The sequence below is a fragment of the Actinokineospora baliensis genome (genome assembly GCF_016907695.1).
GTDB classification, from domain to species: domain Bacteria; phylum Actinomycetota; class Actinomycetes; order Mycobacteriales; family Pseudonocardiaceae; genus Actinokineospora; species Actinokineospora baliensis.
Genome location: NZ_JAFBCK010000001.1, coordinates 32,333 through 58,801, shown reverse-complemented (window position 1 = coordinate 58,801; position 26,469 = coordinate 32,333). Strand labels below are relative to the sequence as shown.

At 70.6% G+C, this 26,469-nt stretch carries 3 protein-coding genes; all 3 read left to right on the top strand.

Annotated elements, in window-relative coordinates:
- Nucleotides 1-143 precede the first annotated feature (143 nt).
- Genes JOD54_RS00200 through JOD54_RS00150 form a run of 3 tightly spaced genes read left to right on the top strand, consistent with a single transcriptional unit; the run spans nt 144 to nt 26,460 of the window.
- Nucleotides 144-10,139, top strand: coding sequence for an SDR family NAD(P)-dependent oxidoreductase (locus tag JOD54_RS00200; protein ID WP_204448636.1), 9,996 nt, complete (start codon nt 144-146; stop codon nt 10,137-10,139).
- Nucleotides 10,139-25,570, top strand: coding sequence for a type I polyketide synthase (locus JOD54_RS33830; RefSeq protein ID WP_239573227.1), 15,432 nt, complete (start codon nt 10,139-10,141; stop codon nt 25,568-25,570). Before JOD54_RS00200 ends, JOD54_RS33830 begins: the two co-directional genes overlap by 1 nt.
- Complete coding sequence (locus JOD54_RS00150; RefSeq protein WP_204448635.1) at nt 25,567-26,460, top strand: ABC transporter ATP-binding protein; 894 nt, start codon at nt 25,567-25,569, stop codon at nt 26,458-26,460. Before JOD54_RS33830 ends, JOD54_RS00150 begins: the two co-directional genes overlap by 4 nt.
- Nucleotides 26,461-26,469 lie beyond the last annotated feature (9 nt).

Sequence of the window (26,469 nt, the reverse complement as noted above, 5' to 3'; positions counted from 1 at the left end):
CACGGGTTGTCCACAGCCCGACGTTCACCCCACCGCCGTGGCCGCGCCCCCCACTACCCTCGATTCGGGGGCTGCTCAGCACGGCGTGATCTTGCTCAACCGCACTCCGCCGCCGAGCTGTTCGAGACCGACCTGGGGCTGGCATGAGCGAGAACGGCACGCCCGCTGAGCGGAAGCTGCGGGACTACCTCGGTCGGGTCATCGCCGAGTTGCACGAGACCCGGGGGCGGTTGCGGGCGGCGGAGTCGGCCGAGGTGGAGCCGGTGGCGGTGGTGGCGATGAGCTGCCACCTGCCGGGCGGTGTGGGGTCGCCGGACGAGTTGTGGCGGATGCTGGTCGACGGGGTGGACGGGGTCAGTTCGTTCCCGACGGACCGGGGCTGGGTGGGGGACACGCTGACCCACCCGGACGGGCACACCTCGGCGGAGTCGGCGCAGGGCGGGTTCCTGCACGACGCGGGGCTGTTCGACCCGGGGTTCTTCGGGATCAACCCGCGCGAGGCGCTCGCGATGGACCCCCAGCAGCGGCTGGTGCTCGAAGGCGCGTGGGAGGTCGTCGAGCGGGCCGGGATCCACCCGAAGTCGTTGCGCGGCAGCCAGACCGGCGTGTTCGTCGGCACGAACGGCCAGGGTTACGGCGCGGGCATGCAGGCGGGCATGGCCGGGTCCGAGGGGTACCTGCTGACCGGCGGCGCGACCTCGGTCGTGTCGGGTCGCATCGCCTACACCCTGGGCCTCGAGGGGCCCGCGGTCACCGTGGACACCGCGTGTTCGTCCTCGCTGACGGCGCTTCACCTCGCCAGTCAGGCGCTGCGGTCGGGCGACTGCACCCTCGCCCTGGTCGGTGGTGTGACGGTCATGCCGCACCCGACCGGGTTCCACGAGTTCAACCGGCAGCGGGGCCTGTCCTCGGACGGCCGGTGCAAGGCGTTCTCCGCGCGGGCCGACGGTATGGGCATGGCCGAGGGCGCCGCGATGATCCTCGTCGAGAAGCTGTCGGACGCTGTCCGCAATGGACACCCGGTGCTGGCCGTCGTGCGGGGCAGCGCGGTCAACCAGGACGGCGCGTCGAACGGGCTCACCGCCCCGAACGGCCCCTCCCAGCAGCGGGTCATCCGAGCCGCGCTCGCCAACGCCCGGCTCTCCCCCGAAGACGTCGACGCGATCGAGGCGCACGGCACCGGAACCGCCCTCGGTGACCCCATCGAAGCGCAGGCCCTGCTGGCGACCTACGGGCAGGACCGCGACCGTCCACTGTGGCTTGGCTCGTTGAAGTCCAACATCGGCCACACCCAGGCCGCCGCGGGCGTCGCGAGCATCATCAAGATGGTGCTCGCCCTGCGCAACGAGTTGCTGCCCCGAACACTGCACGCGGACGAACCCACCCCGCACGTGGACTGGTCGTCGGGCGCGGTGGAACTGCTCACCGAGGCCCGGGAGTGGCCCGCGGGCGAGCGGGTCCGGCGGATCGGCGTGTCGTCGTTCGGCATCAGCGGGACGAACGCGCACGTCATCCTGGAGGAAGCCCCCGTCGCCGAGGTCGAGGCCCGCGGGTCCGACGCGCCGCCGCTCGTGCCGCTGGCGGTGTCCGGGCGCACGGCGGCCGCTCTGGTCGCGCAGGCCGATCAGCTATCCGATGTGGATGATCAGCTGGTCGACCTCGGCTTCTCGCTGGCCACCACCCGGCAGTCGTTCGAGCACCGCGCGGTGGTGCTGGCGGCCGAGCGGGACGAGGCGGCGGCGGGGTTCGCGGCGATCGCGGCGGGCGAGAGCCACCCGGACGTGGTGCGCGGTGTCGTCGAGCCCGGTCTGACCGCCGCCCTGTTCACCGGCCAGGGCGCCCAGGTCGCGGGCATGGGGCGCGACCTGCACGCGACGTACCCGGTGTTCGCGCAAGCGTTTGACGCGGTGGCCGAGCGGATTGGCCTGCCGCTGCACGAGATCGTCTTCGGCGACTCGGGGACCCTCGACCGCACCGATCACGCCCAGGCCGGGCTGTTCGCCGTCGAGGTGGCGCTGTTCCGGCTGCTGGAGTCCTGGGGGTTCGCGCCGGACCTGCTGGTCGGACACTCGATCGGCGAGATCGCCGCCGCGCACGTCGGTGGGGTGCTCTCGCTCGACGACGCCTGCACCCTGGTCGCCGCGCGCGGCCGGTTGATGGCCGCCCTGGCCCCCGGTGGCGCCATGCTCGCCATCGAGGCCACCGAGGCCGAGATCGACCTGCCCCCGGGGGTGGACCTCGCGGCGGTCAACGGCGATCGGTCACTGGTCGTCTCTGGGGATCGTAGGATTGTTCAACAGTTGAAAAGTAGGATTGTTGAACAGGGGCGCCGGGTCAAGGACCTGACCGTCTCGCACGCGTTCCACAGCCACCTCATGGATCCGATGCTGGCCGAGTTCGCCCAGGTCGCAGCCGGGTTGACGTTCCAGGCGCCGGTCATCCCGCTGGTGTCGACGGTGGAGTTGGACGCCGATGTCGCGACGCCGGGGTACTGGGTCCGGCAGGTGCGGGCGACGGTGCGGTTCCACGCGGCGGCGACCCGGCTGCGGGAGCGCGGCGTGACCCGGTTCGTCGAGCTGGGGCCGGACGGGGTGCTGAGCGCGCTGATCGGTGACGGCGCCGTGGCCTTGCAGCGCTCTGGTCGCCCCGGTGTCGAGACGCTGCTGCGCGGGGTGTCGCGCCTGCACGTCGCCGGGATCGACCTCGACTGGTCCGGCGTGTTCGGGCCGTGGGACGCGCGCGTGGTGCCGCTGCCCACCTACGCCTTCCAGCGCCAGCGCTACTGGCCCGCCCTCAACGCCGCGGGCGACGTCACCGCGGCAGGTCTCGCGGGCGCGGACCACCCGCTGCTGGGTGCGGCGGTGTCGCTGGCGGGCAAGGACGGACTCGTGCTGACCGGGCGCCTGTCAGCGTCCACTCAGGACTGGCTGCCGCAGCACCGCGTCCACGGAAGCGCACTGCTGCCGGGAACCGCGTTCGTCGACCTCGCGCTGCGGGCGGGCGAGCAGGTCGGCTGCCCGGTCGTGGACGAGCTGACCCTCAGCACCCCGCTGGTCGTTCCCGACCGCGGTGCGCTCCAACTCCAGATCGAGGTGGGTCCGCCTGAGCCGGACGGGACCCGCCCGATCGCCGTGCACTCCCGCCCCGAAGACGGCGAGTGGACCCAGCACGCCGCGGGCACGCTCGCCCCGGCCCGCGCGGGTGGTGTCGGACTCGACGAGTGGCCGCCTGCCGAGGCCGAACCCGTTGACGTCAGCGGCTTCTACGAGGTCGTCCAGTCGACCGGCCTCGACTACGGTCCGCTGTTCCAGGGCTTGCGGGCAGCGTGGCGACGGGGCCACGAGGTGTTCGCCGAGGTCGTGTTGGACGGCGACGGCGAGCGGTTCGGTGTGCACCCGGCCCTGCTCGACGCTGCCCTGCACGCGATCGCCGTTGGCGGGCTGCTGGAGGGAACCGAGGTCCGGCTCCCGTTCAGCTGGTCCGGCGTCGCGCTGCACGCGGTGGGCGCCACGGCACTGCGGGTGCGCCTGACCCCGAGCGGCCCGGACGCGGTGTCCCTGGTCGCCGCGGACGGCACGGGCGCGCCGGTGATCACCGTCGACTCGCTGACCCTGCGGCCCGCCGCGGTCGTCGAGGCGGGCTCCGCACCGCGCGACACCCTGTTCCGGGTCGACTGGGTCCGCCTCGACGGTGGCGAGGTCATCCCCTGGACGCTGGTGTCGGAACTCGACGAGTTGGTCGACGTACCGCCCTTGGTCGCGATCCGCGTTGACGCCGGGGGCATCGGTGCGGCGGCGACCCGAGCGCTGGCACTGGTCCAGGCGTGGCTGGCCGACGAGCGGTTCGCCGAGGCGCGGTTGGTGCTGTTGACCGGCCACGACGTCGAGTCCGCCGCGGTGTGGGGGCTGGTGCGCGCGGCGCAGACCGAGCACCCCGGCCGGTTCGTCCTCGCCGAGGCGCAAGAGCCGTTCCCCGGGCTGGACACCGATGAGCCGCAGTTCGCCGTGCGCGATGGCGCGGTGTACGTGCCAAGGCTGGCGAAAGTCCACACCGGACAGGAGTCGACCCGCCTCGACGGCACAGTGGTGATCACCGGCGGTACCGGCACCCTCGGGCAGCTCGTCGCACGCCACCTGGTGACCCGCCACGGCGTCGAAGACCTGCTCCTGTTGAGCCGCCGCGGACCTCTCGCCACCACCGACCTGGCGGACCTGGACGCCCGCATCGAGATCGCCGCCTGCGATGTGGCCGACCCCGACCAGCTGCGGGAAGTCCTCAGTGGACGTGATATCGCGCTCGTCGTGCACGCCGCCGGGAGCACCGACGACGGCATGGTCGAGCACCTCACCGGCGAGCGACTCGACCCGGTGCTGGCCAAGGCGCACGCCGCCCTGCACCTGGACGCGCTCGTCGACGACGGTGTCCCGTTCGTCCTCTTCTCCTCCGCCTCAGCCACGTTCGGCGCCGCAGGGCAGGCCAACTACGCCGCCGCGAACGCCGTGCTCGACTTCGTGGCCCGCCGTCGCCCGAACGCTGTGTCGGTGGGGTGGGGCCTGTGGGAGCAGGCGAGCGGCATCACCGGACGGCTCGACGACGTAGAGCGGGCCCGCATCACCCGCGCTGGCTCCGCCCTGACGACCGCGGAAGGCTTGGCGCTGTTCGACGCGGCGCTCGCGGGAACCGATCCGCACCTCGTCGCATTGCGCCTCGACCTGCCGGCTCAGCTCGACGGGGTGGTGCCGCCGCTGCTGCGCGGCTTGGTTCGCGGCCGCGCCCGCCGAGCCGAACCCGCTCCGACTGCTGGACTTGGCGCCCGGCTTGCCGCGCTGGGGGAGGCAGAGCGGCTCCGCGTGCTGCTGGGCGTCGTGCGCGCCGAGGTGGCTGCCGTACTGGGCCACGGTTCGGTGGAGCTGGTGGCGGAGAACAGTTCGTTCAAGGACCTCGGGTTCGACTCGTTGACGGCCGTGGAGTTGCGCAACCAGCTCGGCACCGCCACCGGAGTCCGACTGCCCGCGACCCTGGTGTTCGACCACCCTTCGCCTCGCGCGCTCGTTGACTTCTTGCTGCCGAAACTGCTCGGCGCCGCTGGTCCGGTCACCACGGCTGTGGCGGCCCGGCCAGCGGACGAGCCGATCGCGATCGTGGCCATGAGCTGCCGCTACCCCGGCGGCGTCGACAGCCCGGAAGCACTGTGGCGACTGGTCTCCACCGGTGGCGACGCGATCACCCCGTTCCCCACCAACCGCGGGTGGGACACCGACGGCCTCTTCGACCCCGACCCGGACTCCGCCGGGAAGTCCTATGTGGTCGAAGGCGGGTTCGTGCACGACGCGGACACCTTCGACCCGTCGCTGTTCGGGATCTCCCCGCGCGAGGCGTTGGCGATGGACCCGCAGCAGCGACTCATGCTCGAGGCGTCGTGGGAGGTCTTCGAGCGGGCGGGTATCGACCCGACTTCGGTGCGCGGCAGCAGGACCGGCGTGTTCGCGGGCCTGATGTACCACGACTACGCCGCCACCATGCCGATCTTGCCCGAGGGGGTTGAGGGATACCTCGGCACCGGCACCTCCGGCAGCGTGTTGGCTGGCCGCGTGTCCTACACGTTCGGGCTTGAGGGCCCGGCGATGACCGTGGACACAGCCTGCTCGTCTTCCCTGGTGGCTCTGCACTTGGCGGCTCAGGCGATCCGGTCGGGCGAGTGCGACATGGCCCTCGCCGGTGGTGTCACGGTGTTGTCCACGCCCGCGGTGTTCGTCGACTTCAGCCGTCAGCGCGGGTTGGCCTCCGACGGTCGCTGCAAGTCCTTCGCGGCGGCGGCTGACGGGACCGGCTGGTCCGAGGGGATCGGGTTGCTGCTGGTCGAGCGGCTTTCGGATGCTGTCGCCAAGGGGCACCCGGTGCTGGCCGTGGTACGCGGCTCGGCGGTGAACCAGGACGGGGCCTCCAACGGTTTGACCGCGCCCAACGGGCCCTCGCAGGAGCGCGTCATCCGACAGGCGGTGGCCAACGCGGGGCTCGAACTGTCTGATGTGGACGCTGTTGAAGCGCATGGGACGGGCACCGTTCTGGGGGACCCGATCGAGGCCCAGGCCCTGTTGGCGACCTACGGTCAGGATCGGGACCGGCCGCTGTGGCTGGGGTCGTTGAAGTCCAACATCGGGCACTCGCAAGCGGCAGCCGGTGTCGGTGGCGTGATCAAGATGGTGCAGGCGATGCGGCACGGCCTGCTCCCGCCGACCCTGCACGTCGACTCGCCGTCACCGCACGTCGAGTGGTCATCGGGATCCGTAGAGCTGCTGACCGCGCCGGTGGCCTGGGAGAGCAACGGCAGGCCGCGGCGCGCGGCGGTGTCCTCGTTCGGTGTCAGCGGCACCAATGCGCACACCGTCCTGGAGGAGTACCGGACGCCCGCCGGTGAGTCCGCTGCCGCGCAGGCGCCGTGGGTCCTGTCGGCGGCCTCCGCCGAAGCGCTCCGGTCGTCCGCGCGTGCTTTGTCCACTGTGGATGCTCCTGCGGGCGATGTGGCGTGGGCGTTGGCTACCGGTCGGGCGCACTTGGACCACCGGGCCGTGGTGCTCTCACCGGCGGGCTTGGGTGCGGTCGCGCAGGGTGCGCCGGGGGCCATCACGGGGGTCGCCGGTCGCGGCGGGGTCGCGTTCGTGTTCCCCGGACAGGGGTCGCAGTGGGCAGGCATGGCCGTTGAACTGCTGGATTCGCCGGTGTTCGGGCGGGCGATCGACGAGTGCGCGACGGCGTTGGCGCCGTACGTCGACTGGTCGCTGCGGGACGCGCTTGCCGGCGATGGGCTCGACCGGGTCGACGTCGTGCAGCCCGCGTTGTGGGCGGTGATGGTGTCCCTCGCGGCGTTGTGGCGCTCGGCGGGGGTCGAGCCGTCGGCGGTGATCGGGCACTCGCAGGGCGAGATCGCGGCGGCGGTCGTCGCGGGGGCGTTGAGCCTGGCCGACGGGGCGCGGGTCGTTGCACTGCGCAGCCGGGTCATCGCGGAGGAGTTGCGCGGCGGCGGGATGGTCTCCCTGGCGGTGCCGGTGGCCGAGGCCGCTGACCTGATCGCCGGAACGCCGCTGTCGGTGGCCGCGGTGAACGGTCCACTGTCCACTGTGGTCTCCGGCGACGCTGACGCGTTGGAGAAGCTCCTGGTCACCTGTGAGGAACGCGGGCTGCGCGCTCGCCGGATCCCGGTCGACTACGCCTCGCACTCGGCGCACGTCGAGCGCATCGAGCAGCGGCTGCTGGACGATCTCGCGCCGGTGTCGCCGCGAGTCGCCGACCTGCCGTTCTACTCCGCCGTGACCGGTGACCGGTTCGCTGATCTCGTGGACGCGCGCTACTGGTACGACAACCTGCGCGAGACGGTCCGGTTCGAGGAAGCCACCCGCGCGCTGCTGCGGGACGGCCACACGCTGCTGGTCGAGGTCAGCGCGCACCCGGTGCTGGCTACGGGCCTGCAAGAGACTGCGGACGGCGGGTCTGGCGCAGTGCTGGGAACGCTGAGGCGCGACGAGGGTGGCCTCCAGCGGTGGTGGACCGCCCTCGCTGAGGCCTACGTGGTGGGCGTACCGGTCGACTGGTCCGCGGTCTTGCCCCGTGGCCGGTTCGTTGAGCTGCCGACGTACCCCTTCCAGCGGATCCGGTTCTGGCCGGAGCCGGTGCAGTTGGCGGGCGACGTCACCGCTGCCGGTCTCGGGCTGCCGGGGCATCCGCTGCTGGGTGCGGCCGTGGCGGTCGCGGGGTCCGACGACGTGGTGCTCACCGGGCGGTTGTCGCCTCGGTCCTGGTTGGCCGACCACGCCGTCCTCGGGACGGTGCTGTTGCCGGGTTCCGCGTTCGTGGAGTTGGCGTTGCACGCGGGCGCACAGGCGGGGCTGCCCTCGCTCGCCGAGCTCACGATCGAGGCCCCGCTGGTCTTGGACGACGACGGTGTCGCGGTGCAGGTCGTGGTTTCCGGGGCGTCCGTGGCCATCTATTCACGGCCAGGGGAGACCTGGGTCCGGCACGCGGCGGGCACGCTCGCAGAGGCTGTTGCCAGTGGTACCCGACTCGACGCTTGGCCGCCATCGGCAACCCCTGTCCCGTTGGGCGACTTCTACGCGGCTGCCGCTGACGCGGGTTACGGCTACGGGCCCGCGTTCCAGGGTTTGCAGGCTCTATGGCGCGGTGATGGAGAGGTCTTCGCGGAGATCGCTGGGCCCGCTGCCGACGGCTTCGGCTTACACCCGGCTCTGCTGGATGCCGCTCTGCACGGGATTGGTGCGCTGCGCGAGGACGACGGCGTAAGGCTGCCGTTCGCCTGGACCGGGGTCACGCTCCACGCGGCCGGAGTGTCGACGCTGCGGGTTCGACTTAGCGGTAGTGACCAGGTGCGGCTGGACATCGCGGATGGCACCGGCGCACCGGTCGCCACCGTTGAGGGGCTCGTGTTGCGCCCGCTCACCGCCGACCAGCTGACCGCCCGGCCTTCGGACCTGCTCTACGCGGTCGACTGGGTGCCTGCCGCGCCAGGAACGGGTGCCGGGTCGTGGGCCGTTGTGGGACCGGATCCGGATGGGGCGGCCGAGCACCTGGCAGCCGTGGTCCAGGCGATCGACTGGCACCCGGACTTCGCCGCGCTGGTGGAGGCCGTCGACGCGGGCATGCCGGTGCCCGAGGTCGTTGCGGTGGCGGGCCTGGATGTGCACGCCCTGCTGGGGACCCTGCAGGCGTTCCTGGGTGACGTGCGGTTCGGTGACGCGCGGGCTGTCGTGCTCGGCTCAGGGGCCGCACGGGGGTTGGTGCGGTCGGCCGCGGCCGAGCACCCGGGGCGATTTGTGCTGGTCGACGGCGTGGAAGGGCTCGCGGCGCTGCCGGACGAGCCGGAGGTGTCGCTGCGGGGCGGGGTGCCGCTCGTCCCCCGGCTGGTTCGGGCGAGCGGTGCGCCGAGGGTGCTCGAAGGCACCGTGTTGATCACCGGTGGCACCGGCGGACTGGGGGCGTTGCTGGCGCAGCACCTCGCCGAGCAGCACCGGGTCTCCCAGCTGCTGCTGTTGAGCAGGCGGGGACTCGACGCACCCGGCGCGGCCGAGTTGGTCGCTGAGCTGGGGGTCCCGGTCGAGATCATCGCCTGCGACGCGGCTGATCGGGACTCGTTGGCTGCCGCGCTCGACGGCCGCACTGTGGACGTTGTCGTCCACGCGGCCGGAGTGCTCGACGATGGCGTGCTTGAGGCCCTGACCCCGGAACGGTTGTCCTCGGTACTGCGGCCCAAGGTCGACGCAGCGGCCAACCTGGACGCTCTGCTGCCTAACGCCGAGTTCGTCCTGTTCTCCTCAGGCGCCGCGACCTTCGGCACGCCAGGACAGGCCAACTACGCCGCCGCGAACTCTTACCTGGACGATCTCGCTGCTCGCCGACGTGATCGAGGTCTGGCAGCGGTCTCTATCGCGTGGGGGATGTGGGCGCGAGAAACCGGGATGACAGTAGGCGCCGACCGAACCGGTCCCGCGTTGTCCGACGTCGAGGGACTTGCCCTGTTCGACACCGCGTTAGGCGCTGACCGGGCGCACGTGGTCGCCGCGCGGATAGACCTGCCGGGCCTGCGGGCGCGGGGACACGTGCCGCCCCTCCTGCGTGCGCTGGTGCCCACGGTCGCCCGCCGGGAACAGGATCTCGCTTCCCGCCTCGCGGGTAAGAGCACAGCTGAGCAACGGGACATCCTGCTTGATCTGGTCCGGGAGCACGCCGCCGCGATCCTCGGTCACCCCAGCGGCGACGCGGTGTCCCCGGAGCGCGGCTTCACCGAGATGGGCTTCAGCTCGCTGACAGCCATCGAGCTGCGCAACCACCTCGGCGGGACCACCGACCTGCGCCTGCCGACCACCTTGGTGTTCGACTACCCGACTCCGGCCAAGCTCGCCGACTACCTGCTGGAACGCGTGGGCGTGGCCGAGTCGCCGACCCTGCTCGGCCACCTCGACCAACTCGAAGCGGACCTGGCCACCGCGGACGGCGACCTGCGCTCCCGGGCCGTGGCTCGGCTGCAGGCGGTGCTCGCCCGCTTCGACGCGCCCCAGGCGGAGGCCTCGCTCGCGGGGGCCTCCGACGAGGAGATGTTCGCGTTCATCGACAACGAGCTGGGGGCCTGATGACCTCCGCCGAGTCCACCGAGGCCAAGCTCCGGGACTACCTGCGCCGGGTCACCACCGACCTGACGCAGACCCGGCAGCGGCTGCGCCAGGTCGAGCGGGAACCCATCGCGATCGTCGGGATGGCCTGCCGGTACCCGGGCGGCGTGGACAGCCCGGAGACCCTGTGGCGCCTGGTCGACGACGGGGTCGACGCGATCGGGGGGTTCCCCGTCGACCGGGGCTGGGACCTCACGCCGTTCGAGCAGTCCACTGTGTCCTTCACCCGTGAAGGTGGCTTCCTCGACGGGGTCGCGGACTTCGACCCGTCGTTGTTCGGCATCTCCCCGAACGAAGCGCTGGGTATGGACCCGCAGCAGAGGCTCGTCCTAGAGGCGTCCTGGGAGGCCATAGAGCGCGCGGGAGTGGACCCGCTTTCCCTGCGCGGAAGCCGCACAGGTGTGTTCACCGGCGTCATGTACCACGAGTACGCGGCGCGGCCATTGGACATCCCGGACGGCGTGGAGGGGTTCCTCGGCACCGGTAGCGCGGGCAGCGTTGTGTCTGGTCGCGTCGCCTACGCGCTTGGCCTGGAAGGTCCGGCTCTTAGCGTCGACACCGCCTGCTCCAGCAGCCTTGTTGCGATGCACCTCGCCGCGCAGGCACTACGCAACGGCGAATGCTCGCTCGCGTTGGCAGGCGGCGTGTCCGTGATGGTCACGCCCAACACGTTCGTCGACTTCGGCATGTCCGGAGGACTCGCCTCGGACGGGCGGTGCAAGTCGTTCTCCGAGTCCGCGGACGGCGCGGGCTGGGCCGAAGGCGTAGGCGTTCTCCTGCTCGCTCGCCTAAGCGACGCCGAGCGCGACGGGCTGCCCGTCTTAGCGGTCCTGCGCGGTAGTGCGGTGAACTCCGACGGAGCCTCCAGCGGCCTTACCGTGCCCAACGGCCCCTCCCAGCAGCGCGTCATCCGCGCCGCTCTGGCCAACGCCCGGCTCAACCCGGCCGACGTCGACGTGGTCGAGGCCCACGGCACAGGTACCTCGCTCGGCGACCCGATCGAAGCCCAAGCGGTCCTGGCGACCTACGGCCAAGATCGCGCGCAGCCGCTGTGGCTGGGGTCGCTGAAGTCCAACATCGGCCACGCCCAGTCCGCCGCGGGTGTCGCGGGCGTGATCAAGATGGTCTTGGCCCTACGGCACGAACGACTCCCGCGCACACTGCACGCCGACGAGCCCACTACGCACGTCGACTGGACCGCGGGCTCGGTTTCGCTGCTCACCGACGCCCAGCCGTGGCCGCACAACCCAGAGCGGCCCAGGCGCGCGGCGGTCTCCTCCTTCGGCGTGAGTGGCACCAACGCGCACGTGATCATCGAGGAGTACGTGTCCCAGCCGGAGCCGCTGCCGGAACCAGCGGCTCCGGCCGTGCTGCCGTGGGTGCTGTCCGGCAAGACCGCAGAGGCCCTGCGCGGTCAGGCCGCTCGGCTTCGCGCGCAGGTCGACGACTCCGCACCGGTCGACATCGCCCACTCGCTGATCGTGTCCAGGGCCTCGCTTGACCACCGCGCGGTCGTGCTTGGAGTCACGGCCGCGGATTTCGCGCGCGGTCTCGACGGGCTCGCCGCCGGGCGGGAGGTGCCGGGCGTCGTGGTCCGCACCGGCGACCTCGGCCAAGGCGGCGTGGTGTTCGTCTTCCCAGGTCAAGGCGCGCAGTGGCCAGGGATGGTCGCCTCGCTGCTGGACACCGAGCCGGTGTTCGCCGCTCGGATCGACGAGTGCGCCGACGCCCTCGCCCCGCACATCGACTGGTCCCTGCTCGACGTGCTGCGCGGTGGCGGCGACCTCGACCGGGTCGACGTGGTGCAGCCGGTCCTGTGGGCGGTCATGGTGTCGCTGGCCGCGCTGTGGCGCTCGGCCGGGGTGGTGCCCGCCGCGGTCGTCGGCCACTCGCAGGGCGAGATCGCCGCGGCCGTCGTGGCGGGCGGACTGTCCCTTGAGGACGGTGCGAGGGTCGTAGCGCTGCGCAGCCGGGCCATCGCCGAGTCGCTGCGCGGCGGCGGCATGGTCTCCCTCGCCGTCGCCCCGGCGGCGGCCGCCGAACTCATCGCCCGGTGGCCGGGACTCAGCGTCGCCGCCATCAACGGTCCCACCTCCACCGTCGTCTCCGGCGACGCCACCGCCCTCGACGAGCTCGTCGAACACTGCGCCACCACCGGGATCCGCGCAAAACGCGTCCCGGTCGACTACGCCTCCCACTCCGCCCACGTCGACCGCCTCCGCGACCGGCTGCTCGCCGACCTCGCCCCGATCAGCCCGCGCACCGGCGACATCCCGTTCCACTCGGCGGTCACCGCGCAGCGGATCGACACCGCCACCCTCGACGCGGGCTACTGGTTCACCAACCTGCGCGAACCCGTCCGCTTCGAGGCGGCCGCCCGTGGCCTGCTGGCCTCGGGGCGCTCCCTGTTCATCGAGGTCAGCCCGCACCCGGTGCTCACCTACGGCCTCGACGAGACCGTCGCCGACTCCGGCCTGGCCGCCGCCACCCTCGCCACCCTGCGCCGCGACGAGGGCGACACCCGCCGCTGGCTCACCGCCCTCGCCGAAGCCCACGTCCACGGCGTCGCCGTCGACTGGCGCGCCCTCGCCCAGCCGTGGGGCGGCACCCGCGTCGACCTGCCGACCTATGCCTTCCACCGCACCCGCTTCTGGCTCAACACCCTCTCCGTGTCGCCGGTGTCGCCCGCGGTGTCCACCGACGCCTGGCGCTACGAACTCGCGTGGCGCCCGGTCACGCTGCCCGAAGCACACCTCGGCGCCTGGGCTGTGGTCGTCAGGGGCGAGCACCCCTTGGCAGCCGCCGTGGCCGCTCACCTCGGCGCGACCTTGGTCGACATCGACGCCATCGACGAGTTGGTGGCCCTGCGACCAGCGGGCGTCCTGTCACTGCTGGCGCTCGCCGAGGAGCCCACGCCCGAGCACCCGGCCGTCCCGCGGGGATTCGCCGACACGATCGCCCTCATCCACGCCCTGCACGCCACCAAACTCCAGATCCCCCTCTGGTGCGCGACCACCGACCCGGCGGCCAACCCGGTGCAAGCCCTGGTCGTCGGCCTCGGCCGGGTCGCGGCGCACGAGTACCCCTGGTGGGGCGGCATCGTCGACCTGCCAGGAGATCCCGACCGCGGCGCACTCGAGCACCTGGTCCGCGCGCTCGGGCAACGTGACGAAGACCAACTCCAGGTCCGGGCCGACGGCATCCGGACCGCCCGGCTGCACCGCGCCCAGCCACCGACCTCCCGGCGCCGGTGGACGCCCACCGGCACGGTCCTGATCACCGGCGGCACCGGTGCCATCGGCACCCACGTGGCCCGCATGCTCGCCACCGCGGGCGCCGAACACCTGCTGCTGCTCAGCCGCCGCGGCCCCGACGCCCCCGGTGCCGCTGCGTTGGCCGCCGAACTGGTTGACCTCGGCGCCCGGGTCACCATCCGCGCCTGCGACCCCGCCGACCGCGACGCGCTGGCCGCCGTCCTGGCCGAACACCCGCCCACCGCGGTCTTCCACGCCGCCGGGGTCGTCGACTCCAGCATCCTGGACTCGCTGACCCTCGACCGCGTCGACACCGCACTGCGGGCCAAGGTCACCGCCGCGATCAACCTGCACGAGCTCACCGCCGACCTCGACGCGTTCGTCCTCTTCTCCTCCCTCGCCGGGGTGTTCGGCGCCGCGGGCGAAGGCAACTACGGTCCCGGCAACGCCTTCCTCGACGCCTTCGCCCACTACCGCCGCGCCCAAGGCCTCCCGGCGACCGCGATCGCCTGGGGCTCCTGGGACGGCGCGGGCATGGCCGAAGGCGCCATCGGCGACGCCATGGCCCGCCACGGCGTCCCCCGCATGGCCCCCGACCGGGCCCTGCGGGCGCTGCGCGCCGCGATCGACAACGACGACACCGCCATCGCCGTCGCCGACATCGACTGGGACACCTTCGGCTGGTTCTTCACCACCACCCGCCCCAGCCACCTCCTCGACGACCTCACCGGCGACACCCCCGCCGAGCCGTCACCGGACCGCCCCCTCGCCGAGCGGCTGGCCGAGGTGTCCCCGGCCGAACGCAACCGCGCCCTCCTGGCCCTCGTCCGCGACCAGGTCGCCCTGGTCCTCGGCTACGAGACCCCCGTAGAACCCCGCCGGGCGTTCGGTGACCTGGGCCTGGCCTCCGCGGGTGCCGTCGAACTGCGCAACCGCCTCACCCTCAGCACCGGCCTGCGAATCCCGGCCACCGTCGTCTTCGACCACCCCACTCCCGCCGCCCTCGCCCAGTTCCTCGCCGCCGAGATCGCCGACCTCCCCGCAGCCCCTGCCCCCGTCGCCGCCGCGGTTGCCGCCGCCGGTGACGACGACCCGATCGTCATCGTCAGCATGAGCTGCCGCTTCCCCGGCGGCGTCCGGTCCCCCGAGGACCTGTGGGACCTGGTCGCCAACGGTGTCGACGCCATGACCCCCTTCCCCGACGACCGCGGCTGGGACCTCGCGGCCCTCTACCACCCGGACCCCGACAACCCCGGCACCACCTACGCCCGCGAAGGCGGCTTCATCGACGCCACCACCTTCGACGCGGGCCTGTTCGGGATCTCCCCGCGCGAGGCGTACGCGATGGACCCGCAGCAGCGGTTGCTGCTGGAGGCCACCTGGGAGCTGTTCGAGCGGGCGGGGATCGACCCGTTGTCGCTCAAGGGTTCCCGGACCGCGGTGTACGCGGGCACCGGTGGCCAGGACTACATGAGCTTCCTGACCGCCTCCGGCAGCGAGGGCTACCTGGCCACCGGCGGATCACCCAGCGTCGTCTCCGGCCGGGTGGCCTACGCCTTCGGCCTCGAAGGCCCCGCCCTCACCGTCGACACGGCGTGCTCGTCGTCGCTGGTCGCCCTGCACCTGGCCGTGCACGCGCTGCGCCGGGAAGAGTGCGACCTGGCCGTGGTCGGTGGTGTCACGGTGCTGTCGGGCCCGGGCATCTTCACCGAGTTCAGCCGCCAACGCGGCATGTCCACCACCAGCCGCTGCCGTTCCTTCGCCGCCTCCGCCGACGGCGCTGGCTGGGGCGAAGGCGTCGGCACCCTGCTCGTCGAACGCCTCTCCGACGCCCGCCGCAACGGCCACGACGTCCTGGCCGTCGTCCGCGGCACCGCCATCAACTCCGACGGCGCCTCCAACGGCCTCACCGCCCCCAACGGCCCCGCCCAACAACGCGTCATCCGCGCCGCCCTCGACTCCGCCGCCCTGGACCCCACCGACGTCGACGCCGTAGAGGCCCACGGCACCGGCACCGCCCTAGGCGACCCCATCGAAGCCCAAGCCCTCCTCGCCGTCTACGGCCAAGACCGCGCCGAACCGCTGTACCTCGGCTCGGTGAAGTCCAACATCGGCCACACCCAGGCCGCCGCAGGTGTGGCAGGCGTGATCAAGTCCGTCCTGGCCCTGACCCACGGCACCCTCCCCGCCACCCTCCACATAGACGCCCCCACCCCGCACGTCGACTGGACCACCGGCGCCGTCTCCCTCCTCACCACGGCCCGCCCTTGGCCGCAGGTTTCCCGACCCCGCCGCATGGCCGTCTCCTCCTTCGGCATCAGCGGGACCAACGCCCACACCATCCTCGAACAAGCCCCCGCCGCGCCTGGCTTGCCGACGACCCCCCAGCTGGTAGGCGCCCCGCTCCCGTTCCTCTACTCGGCCAACACCGCTACCGCGTTGGCCCAGCAGAGTGCGGTCGGCGAGGGGGCTCGGGACGCGGATGTGGCTTGGTCGTTGGCCACTACGCGCGCGGCGTTGGGGCATCGGGCTGTAGTGGTTGGTGGGCAACGGGTCCAGGACGTTGTGATGCACGGTGGGTTGGCCTTCTTGTTCACCGGGCAAGGGGCGCAGCGGGTCGGGATGGGGGCGGAGTTGTACGCCACCTACCCGGTGTTCGCGGACGCCTTCGACGCCGTTTGCGCGCGGGTCGAGGTCGGGCGCTCGTTGCGAGATGCCGTCGCGGATGAAGATGTTCACCAGACGGTGTTCACGCAGGCCGGGTTGTTCGCGTTGCAGGTCGCGTTGTTCCGCCTCCTCGAGTCGTGGGGGGTGGTGCCGGACGTGCTGGTCGGCCACTCGATCGGTGAGTTGGCTGCCGCGCACGTGGCCGGGGTGCTGTCGTTGGATGACGCGTGTGCGTTGGTGTCGGCCCGGGGCAGGCTCATGCAGGCCTTGCCCGCCGGGGGCGCCATGCTCGCGGTGGAGGCCGCTGAGGGCGACGTCCAGTTGGGTGCCGGGGTGGATCTCGCCGCGGCCAACGGGCCGCGGTCGATCGTGGTGTCGGGCGACGCCGCCGCGGTGGGGGAGCACGCGGCCCGGTGGCGGGAGGAGGGGCGCAAGGTCAAGCGGCTCACCGTGTCGCACGCGTTCCACTCCCACCGCATGGAGCCGATGCTCGACGAGTTCGCGCGCGTCGCCGAGCGGTTGACTTACCACCTCCCCACCATCCCGATCGTCACCACCGCCCCCGGCTTCGTGGACAGCCCCGCCTACTGGGTCCGCCAGGTCCGCGAACCGGTCCGCTTCGCTGAAGCGATCACCTCCCTCGTCGATGTCACCACCGCGATCGAGCTCGGTCCCGATGGCGTGCTGAGCGCGCTCACCCAGCAGATCGCCCCCGATGTGGTCGCGGTTCCCGCGCTCCGCCCGAATCGCGACGAACCCACCACTCTCGTCTCGGCTGTGGCCCGCCTCCACACCCGGGGTGTTGACGTGGACTGGCGGGCCTACCTGCGCCCGTGGGCGGCCCGTCGTGTTCCGTTGTCCACCTACCCGTTCGAACGCCAGCGGTACTGGCCCGATCCCGCCCCCGAGCCGTGGTTCTACCGGGTTGGCTGGCAGGAGCTCCCCGCCGCCGCGGCCACCCTCTCCGGTCGGTGGTTGGTGCTCGGTTCCGACGAGATCGCCGCGACGCTGGAGCGAGCGGGTGCCCAAGTTGTCACAGGGCCCGCGCCAGAGTTGGACGGCGATGTTCTCGACGGCGTGATCGTGGTCCTGGATGCCGCGGCGGATGTGCTGGACGTTCGCCAGTTCCCTGCCCCGGTGTGGGGAGTCACCGTCGGTGGGGTCGCCGTTGACGATGAGGCGGTCGACCCGCGCAAGGCGGCGGTCTGGGGAATCGGCCGCGTGGTCGCCCTTGAGGACCCGTCGGGCTGGGCCGGGTTGGTGGATGTCGCCTCCCTCGACGACTCCGGGATCGTCGCCGCGCTCCGGTCCGGCGAGGACCAGGTGGCGGTGCGGTCAGGTCGGGTGTTCGGTCGACGGCTGCAGCGGGTGCAACGTCCGGTCGCCACTGCGGGTGACGTTGCCGGAACCGTGCTGATCACCGGCGGCACCGGGGCCTTGGGCGCCCAGGTCGCCCGCTGGTTCCGCGCCCGTGGAACCACGGATCTCGTGTTGGTGAGCAGGCGCGGCGCCACTGCCCCGGGGGCGGAGGAGTTGGCCGTCGAACTCGGTGCCCAGGTCGTCGCCTGCGATCTGACCGATCGAACCGCCGTCGCCGATCTCGTTGCCAGGTTCCAGATCTCGACGGTCGTCCACGCCGCCGGAATCCTCGATGACGGACTGGTGGATGGACTGACAGCGGACCGGTTGGCCGCGGTGGTCGACGCGAAGGCCGGGTCCGCGGAGCTCCTCGATGAGTTGATCCCCGACGACGCCCTGTTCGTCGCGTTCACGTCGCTCGCGGGTGTCTTGGGCAATCCAGGTCAGGGGGCCTACGCGGCCGCCAATGCGCAGGTCGATGCGATCGTCGAGCGGCGTAGGGCAAACGGCAAGCCTGCGTTGTCTCTGGCGTGGGGTGCCTGGGCTGGCGAAGGCATGGCCGCGGGGTTGGCTGATCGCCTTACGCGGAACGGGATGCACCCCATGGCGGTGCCGCGCGCGCTTAAGGCATTCGCTGACGCGTTGACTCAGCAGGGCTCTTACGTCATCGCAGATGTTGACTGGGATGTGCTGGCTCCTCATCCGAGCCCGCTGCTCTCCGAACTCGTGCGTAGGACCCACATCGATCCGCAGCCCGCTAGCAAGCCCCGCCGGGTGCGAACTGATCTGGACACCGTGGTTGTCGAGTTGGCGGCCTCGGTCCTCGGGCACGCGGACACGACGTCGATCGAGGCAGGCCGTCCGTTCCGCGACCTCGGCTTTGACTCCCTGACCGCGCTTGAGCTGCGCAACCTGCTGGCGGCGGAGATCGGAGTTCCCCTTCCCGCTGGGCTCGTGTTCGATCACCCAACTCCGGCCGAGCTCGCCAAGCACCTCACCGGCTTGATAGGCGACACGGGCCCTGTTGAGGTCACCGAAAGGCCTATAGAGCGAGGGGTAGCCGAGCCGATCGCGATCGTGGGCATGAGCTGTCGGTTCCCTGGCGGGGTCGACAGCCCGGAAGCCTTGTGGTCGTTGGTACGCGACGGCGTCGACGCTATGACTGCGTTCCCCGACGATCGCGGGTGGGATCTCGACGCCCTTCAAAGCTCGGCCGCACGCGTTGGTGGCTTCCTGGATGACATCGCGGGATTCGATGCTGGACTGTTTGGCATCTCCCCCCGCGAAGCGTTGGCAATGGACCCGCAGCAGCGGTTGCTCCTAGAGGCCTCGTGGGAGGTCTTCGAGCGCGCGGGTATCGACCCTCTATCGGTGCGCGACAGCGACATCGGCGTGTTCGCCGGGACCAACGGGCAGGACTACGCAACTCTGCTCCTGGGCTCCGATGCGGCCGTAGAGGGCCACCTCGGCACTGGCAACACCGCCAGCGTTCTCTCCGGCCGGATCTCTTACGCATTCGGCCTCCGCGGCCCAGCGATCACAGTTGACACTGCTTGCTCGAGCAGCCTTGTAGCACTTCACCTTGCAGCGAGGGCCTTACGCGACGGTGAGTGCTCTATGGCGCTGGCCGGTGGTATCACGGTGATGCCGCAGCCGAGCACGTTCATCGAGTTCAGCACGCAAGGCGGTCTTGCCTTCGACGGCCGGTGCAAAGCGTTCGCGGAGGGCGCGGACGGTACTGGCTGGGGAGAGGGCGTTGGCGTCCTCTTACTCACTCGGCTCTCCGACGCCATAGCGAAGGGCCACCGGGTTCTGGCAGTAGTGCGGGGAAGCGCGGTCAATCAGGATGGCGCGTCCAATGGCTTGACCGCCCCCAACGGGCCAGCTCAGCAGAGGGTCATCCGCGCGGCGCTTGAAGACGCGCGACTTCGCCCAGACGACGTTCACGTTGTTGAAGCCCATGGCACCGGTACCGCGTTGGGTGACCCCATCGAGGCCGAGGCGCTGCTGTCCACCTACGGTCGCGACCGCGACGAACCGATCTGGCTTGGCTCCATCAAGTCCAACATCGGGCACACGCAGGCAGCGGCAGGTGTCGCAGGCATCATCAAGATGGTCATGGCACTGCGCCACAAGGAGCTGCCCAAGACCCTGCACGCCGACAAACCATCCACGCACGTGAACTGGTCGACGGGGTCTATCGCGCTGCTGACCGAGAACCAGCCTTGGCCCTCTGAAGACCTACGCCGCGCTGCGGTGTCATCGTTCGGTCTTAGCGGTACGAACGCGCACACCATCATCGAGGAATACCCCGCAAGCGAGCACCCCGCGCCGACCGACGCTCACGACCTGCCTTGGCTGCTGTCGGCTCGTAGTGAGGCGGCTTTGCGGGAGCTGGCGGCACGCATGCAGCACGTTGACGCCAACCCAGTCGATGTTGCCACCACCTTGGCCAGCACCCGCGCTGTCCTTGAACACCGCGCGGTCGTCGTGGGTGACTACGCGTCTGGTCTTGCCGCGCTCGCCGCTGGCGAGGACTCGCCCCACCTGCTGCAAGGCGTAGTGCGCACCCCGCTTGAATCCGAGGGTATTGGCGACGACTGGCTTTCCCTAGCTCGCGCCCACGTCGACGGCGTTCGTATCGACTGGCCTACCAAGGCGCGCGAGTGGGGTGGAAGGGTCATTGACCTCCCGACCTACGCCTTCGACCGCACACGCTATTGGCCCGACAGGGCAACGCCCATCCTCGCTGCAGATCCGGCGGAGCAGAGCTTCTGGAGTGCGGTAGAGCAAGAGGACGCCACAACCGTTGCCGACACTCTTAGGGTCGATGTCGACTCGCTCGCTGACCTGCTGCCCGCCCTTGCGGCATGGCGTAAGGCCCGCAGAGACGAGTCGACCGTTGACTCGTGGCTCTATCGCGCGACCTGGCGTCCGGTCGAGCTGCCTGCGGCGTCGCCTACTGGACGCTGGCTCGTCGTGTTCAGCGATGAGTGCCCAGACGACCTCAGCAACCTCCTCCCAGACGCGACGGTCGCGCGCCTTTCAGATGGCATACCCAACGGCGACTGGGACGGTGTCCTCTCGCTGCTACCCGCGCGCGACACGATCACCTTGCTGCGCGCGGTCGACGCCCCCATCTGGGCTCTTACGAGGGGCGCGGTCAGTACCGGTCGCTCGGACGCCTCGGTTGACCCCGATCAGGCGCTGCTGTGGGGCCTAGGCAGGGTCGCTGCTCTGGAGCATCCCGCCCGCTGGGGCGGCTTGGTGGATCTGCCCACCAACCTCGACGACCGTGCGCTCTCCCGCCTCGGTGCCATCCTGGGTGGCGCACTACCCGGTGAGGATCAACTCGCGATCCGCCCTGCAGGGGTCTTCGTTCGCCGACTTGCCCGCGCGGCAGAAGCTCCTCGGCCCGCCTGGAACCACAGCGGCCGGGTCCTGATCACCGGCGGCACCGGTGCTCTAGGCGCTGCCACAGCGCGGTGGATGGCCGACCGGGGCGTGCAAGAGCTCCTGCTGGTCAACCGTTCCGGCAGCGCCGCTCAGGACCTAGTCGAGGATCTTGCCTCCCGTGGCACCAAGGCCACGGTTGTTGGCTGCGATGTAGCGGACAGGGGCGCGCTAGCCGCGCTTCTTAAGAAGCGCCCGGTCAGTGGCGTGGTCCACGCAGCGGGTGTGGCGTCGACTGTTCCGTTGGAGTTCACCACGTCCGAGGAGTTCGACGACGCACTACGCGCCAAAGTCCTCGGGGCACGTCACCTGGATGAGCTCCTGCCAGAGGCTGACCTGTTCGTCCTCTTCTCCTCGATCGCTGGAGTGTGGGGTAGCGGCGGTCAGGCCTCTTACTCCGCTGCGAACACTTACCTCGATGCGTTGGCCGAGCGTCGTCGAAGCGAAGGTAAGAAGGCCACCGCCATCGCGTGGGGACCATGGGCTGGCGGTGGCATGGCCGAGCAGGCGCACGACTACTTACGCAAACGCGGCATCATCCCCCTCCGGCCTGATCTCGCAGTGACGGCGTTGGCGTTGACCGAGTCGGCCACGGTCGCCGACATCGAGTGGGGCAGGTTCGAACCGTCGTTCACGACCAGCCGTCCCAGCCCGCTCCTGGCCGACTTCGCGCCTGTCACCGTCGACGCACCCGTGGTCACCAGCATCGACGGCATCCGTGACCTGGTCTGCCGTGAGGTGGCAGGCGTGCTCGGCTACCCCGACCCGGTCGCCGCTGACGTGCCGTTCACCGACCTCGGCGTGGACTCGCTCACCGCCGTGCAGGTCCGCGACCGGATCGCCGCCGCCACGGGCGTCCGGCTGCCGTCCACGTTGGTCTTCGACTACCCGACCCCGGACGCGGTCGCTGACGAGCTCTTGGCCCGCATCGGCGGGGGCAACGAAGTCGAGATGACGACACCTGTGCCATTGGCTGACGACGCGATCGCGATCGTCGCCATGAGCTGCCGCTACCCAGGCGGGGCCACCTCACCGGAAGCGTTGTGGGAGATCGTCGCCGAAGGCGTTGACGCCATGTCACCGTTCCCGGACGACCGCGGGTGGGACCTCTCGGCAGCAGGTGAGATCACCGCGGAAGGTGGGTTCGTCCACGACGCCCCTGACTTCGACGCGGAACTGTTCGGCATCTCGCCCCGCGAGGCAGCCGCCATGGATCCCCAGCAGCGCCTCCTCTTGGAATCCACCTGGGAGCTCTTAGAGCGAGCAGGCATAGCGCCGGATTCGCTTCGCGGCAGCTCCACCGGTGTCTTCGTCGGTGCGTCCGCCTCCGGCTATGGCGTGGGAGGCGCACTCCCAGCGGGTTCTGAAGGTCACGCGATGACCGGTACGTCGAACAGCATCTTGTCCGGCAGGGTTGCCTACTCGTTCGGTCTGGAAGGCCCTGCTGTCACCGTCGACACAGCCTGCTCCAGCAGCCTCGTTGCACTACACCTCGCCGCGCAGGCTCTTAGGTCGGGCGAGTGTTCTCTGGCGGTAGCGGGTGGTGTTGCGGTGATGCCGACCCCCTCGGTGTTCGCCGAGTTCGCCAGGCAGGGCGGCCTCGCCGCGTCTGGGCGGTGCCGGTCCTTCGCTGAAGGCGCGGATGGCACCGGCTGGGGTGAGGGCGTTGGTCTGCTCCTCGTGGAGAGGCTGTCCGACGCACAGCGCAACGGTCACCGCGTCTTGGCGCTGGTCCGTGGCTCAGCGGTCAACTCCGACGGTGCGTCCAACGGTCTCACCGCCCCGAACGGTCCGTCGCAGCAGCGAGTGATCCGTGCTGCGCTCGCTAGTGCCAGATTGACCACGAAAGACGTGGACGCGGTCGAGGCACATGGCACCGGAACAGCGCTAGGTGACCCGGTTGAGGCTCAAGCGCTGCTCGCCACCTACGGCCAAGGCCGTGCCGAGCCGCTATGGCTGGGCTCGATCAAGTCGAACATCGGCCACACCCAGGCCGCAGCAGGCGTTGCCGGGATCATCAAGATGGTCGAAGCGATGCGGCGAGGGGTTCTGCCTAAAACCCTGCACATCGACGAGCCCTCTAGCCACGTCGAATGGGATTCCGGGTCTATAGGCCTGCTGACGGAGCCGCGGGCGTGGCCACAGGTAGACCGCCCGCGACGGGTAGGCGTGTCGTCATTCGGGATGAGCGGGACCAATGCGCACGTGGTCATTGAAGGCGTCTCGGAAGCCCCTGAGGTGGTCCAGGACGGCGCTGCGCCGACAGTTGCCCCGTGGGTCGTGTCCGGACGCTCTGACGCGGCACTGCGGGCACAGGCCGCGCAGCTCGTCAGCGTCGCGGATGAGGACCTTGTCGGTGTAGCCCGCGCTCTGGCCAGCGAGCGGGCCGGGTTGCCGCATCGGGCCGTGGTCCTTGCTGGTGACGCGGTCAGCCTCCGGCGTGGCCTGACTGCGTTGGCGGGCGGACACTCGGACACCGCGCTGGTAAGAGGCGTGACAAGCAAGGGCGGCTTGGCCTACCTGTTCTCCGGACAGGGCGCGCAGCGAGCTGGCATGGGTAAGGGCCTCTATGCGGCGTTCCCCGCCTACGCGGACGCATTCGACGCAGTGTGCGCACACATGGACTTGCCACTGCACGACGTCATCGACACCGAAGACGTCCACGAGGCGATCTACACCCAGACCGGTCTCTTCGCGGTAGAGGTTGCGTTGTTCCGGCTGCTGGAGTCATGGGGCCTTACTCCCGACACGCTGGCAGGCCATTCCTTCGGTGAACTTGCGGCGGCTCACGTCGCGGGCATCTTGTCGCTACCGGATGCCTGCGCGTTGGTGAGTGCCCGAGCTCGGTTGACGCAATCGCTGCCCGATGGCGGTGCCATGCTGGCTGTTCGCATGACCGAGGCCGAGGTTCTCACCGCCATCGACGGCTACCGGGTCGACATCGCCGCCATCAACGCCCGGGACTCCGTAGTGCTCTCTGGGGATGCAGACGTCATCGCCGAGCTGGAAGCGTTGGCACGCTCGAACGACCGTCAGGTCAAACTCCTGCGGACTGCGCGTGCATTCCACTCGCACCGCATGGAGCCGATGCTGAAGCCGCTCGCCGAGGTCGCCAAGAGCGTCGACTACGGCCCCGCGCGACTGCCGATCGTGTCGACGCTGACCGGGCAGCTTGACACCGGAGACATGTCGACATCGGACTACTGGGTCCGCCAGGTCCGCTCGACAGTGCGCTTCGCGGATGCCATCCGCTCACTTCGCGCGCGAGGAGCGGCTCGGTTCCTGGAGATCGGCCCTGACAGCCAGCTGATCGCGCTCGCCGATCAGACCCTGACCCATCCGGGCACCAACCAGCCCGCGACCGCTGTCGCCGCACAGCGCTCAGGCAAGGACGAGGCCACCTGGTTGATGTCCGCCCTAGCCACCCTGCACGTCAACGGTCAGAAGGTCGACTGGACGAAGGTCATGCGCGGCTGGGGTGGTCGCCGCGTCGCGTTGCCGACTTACGCCTTCCAACGCAAGCGCTACTGGGTCGACGCTGTCGGCACTACGACACCCGAACAGCCCGCGCCGTTCACCGCGCCTGAGTCGATGCTCGACCTCGTCCAAGCGGCTACCGCGAGGGTCCTCGGCCACAACGACCCCAGCGCGGTGGAGGTGGACCGGGAGTTCCTCGAACTGGGCCTGGACTCCTTGACCGCGCTCGACCTCCGCGCACTGCTCAAAGAGGCGGCCGGTATCGACCTCCCCGCGAGTATCGTGTTCGACCACCCAACGCCCAGCGACCTTGCCCGTCACCTTGAGGGTGCTCCTGCCGAAAGCGCTACCGGGCTCCTCGAGGGCCTCTATCGCGAAGCGCTCCGGACAAGCAGGGTCGATGACTTCCTCAAGTTCCTCGGCGACGCTGCCAAGTTCCGGCCCGCCGCAGACAGCCTGCACGAGGTCAGCACCCCAGTGCGGCGAATCTCCTTGGCCACTGGGGACAGCGCAGGGCTCCTCTTGTGCTGCAGCGGTCTTACAGCAGGCGGTGGTCCTCACGAGTTCGCGCGCCTCGCTGCGGCACTACGCGGTAAGAGGGACGTATCGGCCATCCCGGTGCTCGGCTATGGCCGCGACGAACTACTCCCGGCAACCCAGGAGATCGCACTGGATTGGCTTGCCGAAGGCGTTCCTCGCGACACCCCGGTCTTCCTCTTAGGCCACTCCGGCGGAGCCACACTCGCGCACAGCCTTGCCACTCGGCTCGCGAAGCAGGGCAGGCCGCCAGCGGGTCTGGTTCTTGTCGACATCTACCCCTTGGACCACCCGATGATGAACGAGTGGTCCACGGAGCTGTCCGAGGGCGTCTTCGAACGCCGCGAGCAGTACGTGCCCATGGACGACGCCAGGCTGACCGCGATGGCCTGGTACGGGCGCCTCTTCTGGCAGGTGCCGGACCCGGACCTGTCCATCCCCACCTTGCTGGTGCGGGCCACTGAACCCCTCGGCGAGGCATCCGGTGATTGGCGCAGCGCGTGGCCGGGGGCTTCCACCGTGGACGTCACCGGCAACCACTTCACCATGATGTCCGAGCACGCCGGGTCGACCGCCGACGCGGTCCACCACTGGATCGCCGCGCACGTCGGCGAGCAGCCCCCTGAAAGGAAGCACCAGCGATGACCGAAGTCCTGGCCCGCGCGAGCGGCGTCACCCGGCGCTACGGCGACGTGGTCGCCGTGGACAACCTCAGCGTGGAGATCCCGGCCGGGCAGCTGCTCGGCCTGCTCGGCCCCAACGGCGCCGGCAAGTCCACCCTGATCAACATGTTCGTGGGCCTGCGCAAGCCCACCTCGGGCACGGTGGAGCTCTTCGGCCACGACCCGCGCGACGTGCGGGCCCGCCGCCGGATGGGCATGACCCCGCAGGAGACCGGCATGCCGGAGACCCTGCTGGCCGGTGAGGTGATCGAGTTCGTCGCCTCGCACTACCCCAACCCGATCTCGCGCAAGGAACTGCTGGCCCAGTTCCACCTCGAGGAGGTCGAGCGGCGCCAGACCGGCGGTCTCTCCGGCGGCGAGAAGCGCAGGCTGGCCATCGCGCTGGCCTTCGTCGGCCGCCCCGACCTGGTGTTCCTCGACGAGCCCACCACCGGCCTCGACGTCGAGGTGCGGCGGGCGCTATGGGACGGGGTGAAGGCCTACAACGCCGCGGGCGGCACGGCGGTCATCACCAGCCACTACCTCGAGGAGATCGAGGAGCTGGCCCAGCGGGTCATCATCATCGACAACGGCCGCGCCGTCGCCGACGACAGCGTCGAGGCGCTGCGCCGGGTCAGCGGCCTGCGCAAGGTCACCATCCGGGCCATCGAGGTGCCTGCGCTGCCCGGCGTCGTGGGCGTCGAGCAGACCGGTGACCAGGTCAGCCTCATCACCGCCGACTCCGACCAGCTGGTGCGCGACCTCGTCGCCTCCGGTGCCCCCTTCGCCGACCTGGAGGTCAGCGCGGGCTCGCTGGAGGACGCGTTCCTCGCCTACACCGCCAAAGCCCCGACCGCGGCCCCCACGGCCTAGGAGACCGAC

Excerpts from the sequence above, each read along its gene's own strand:
- JOD54_RS00200 (WP_204448636.1), top strand. The coding sequence starts at position 144 with ATGAGCGAGAACGGCACGCCCGCTGAGCGGAAGCTGCGGGACTACCTC.
- JOD54_RS33830 (WP_239573227.1), top strand. The coding sequence starts at position 10,139 with ATGACCTCCGCCGAGTCCACCGAGGCCAAGCTCCGGGACTACCTGCGC.
- JOD54_RS00150 (WP_204448635.1), top strand. The coding sequence starts at position 25,567 with ATGACCGAAGTCCTGGCCCGCGCGAGCGGCGTCACCCGGCGCTACGGC.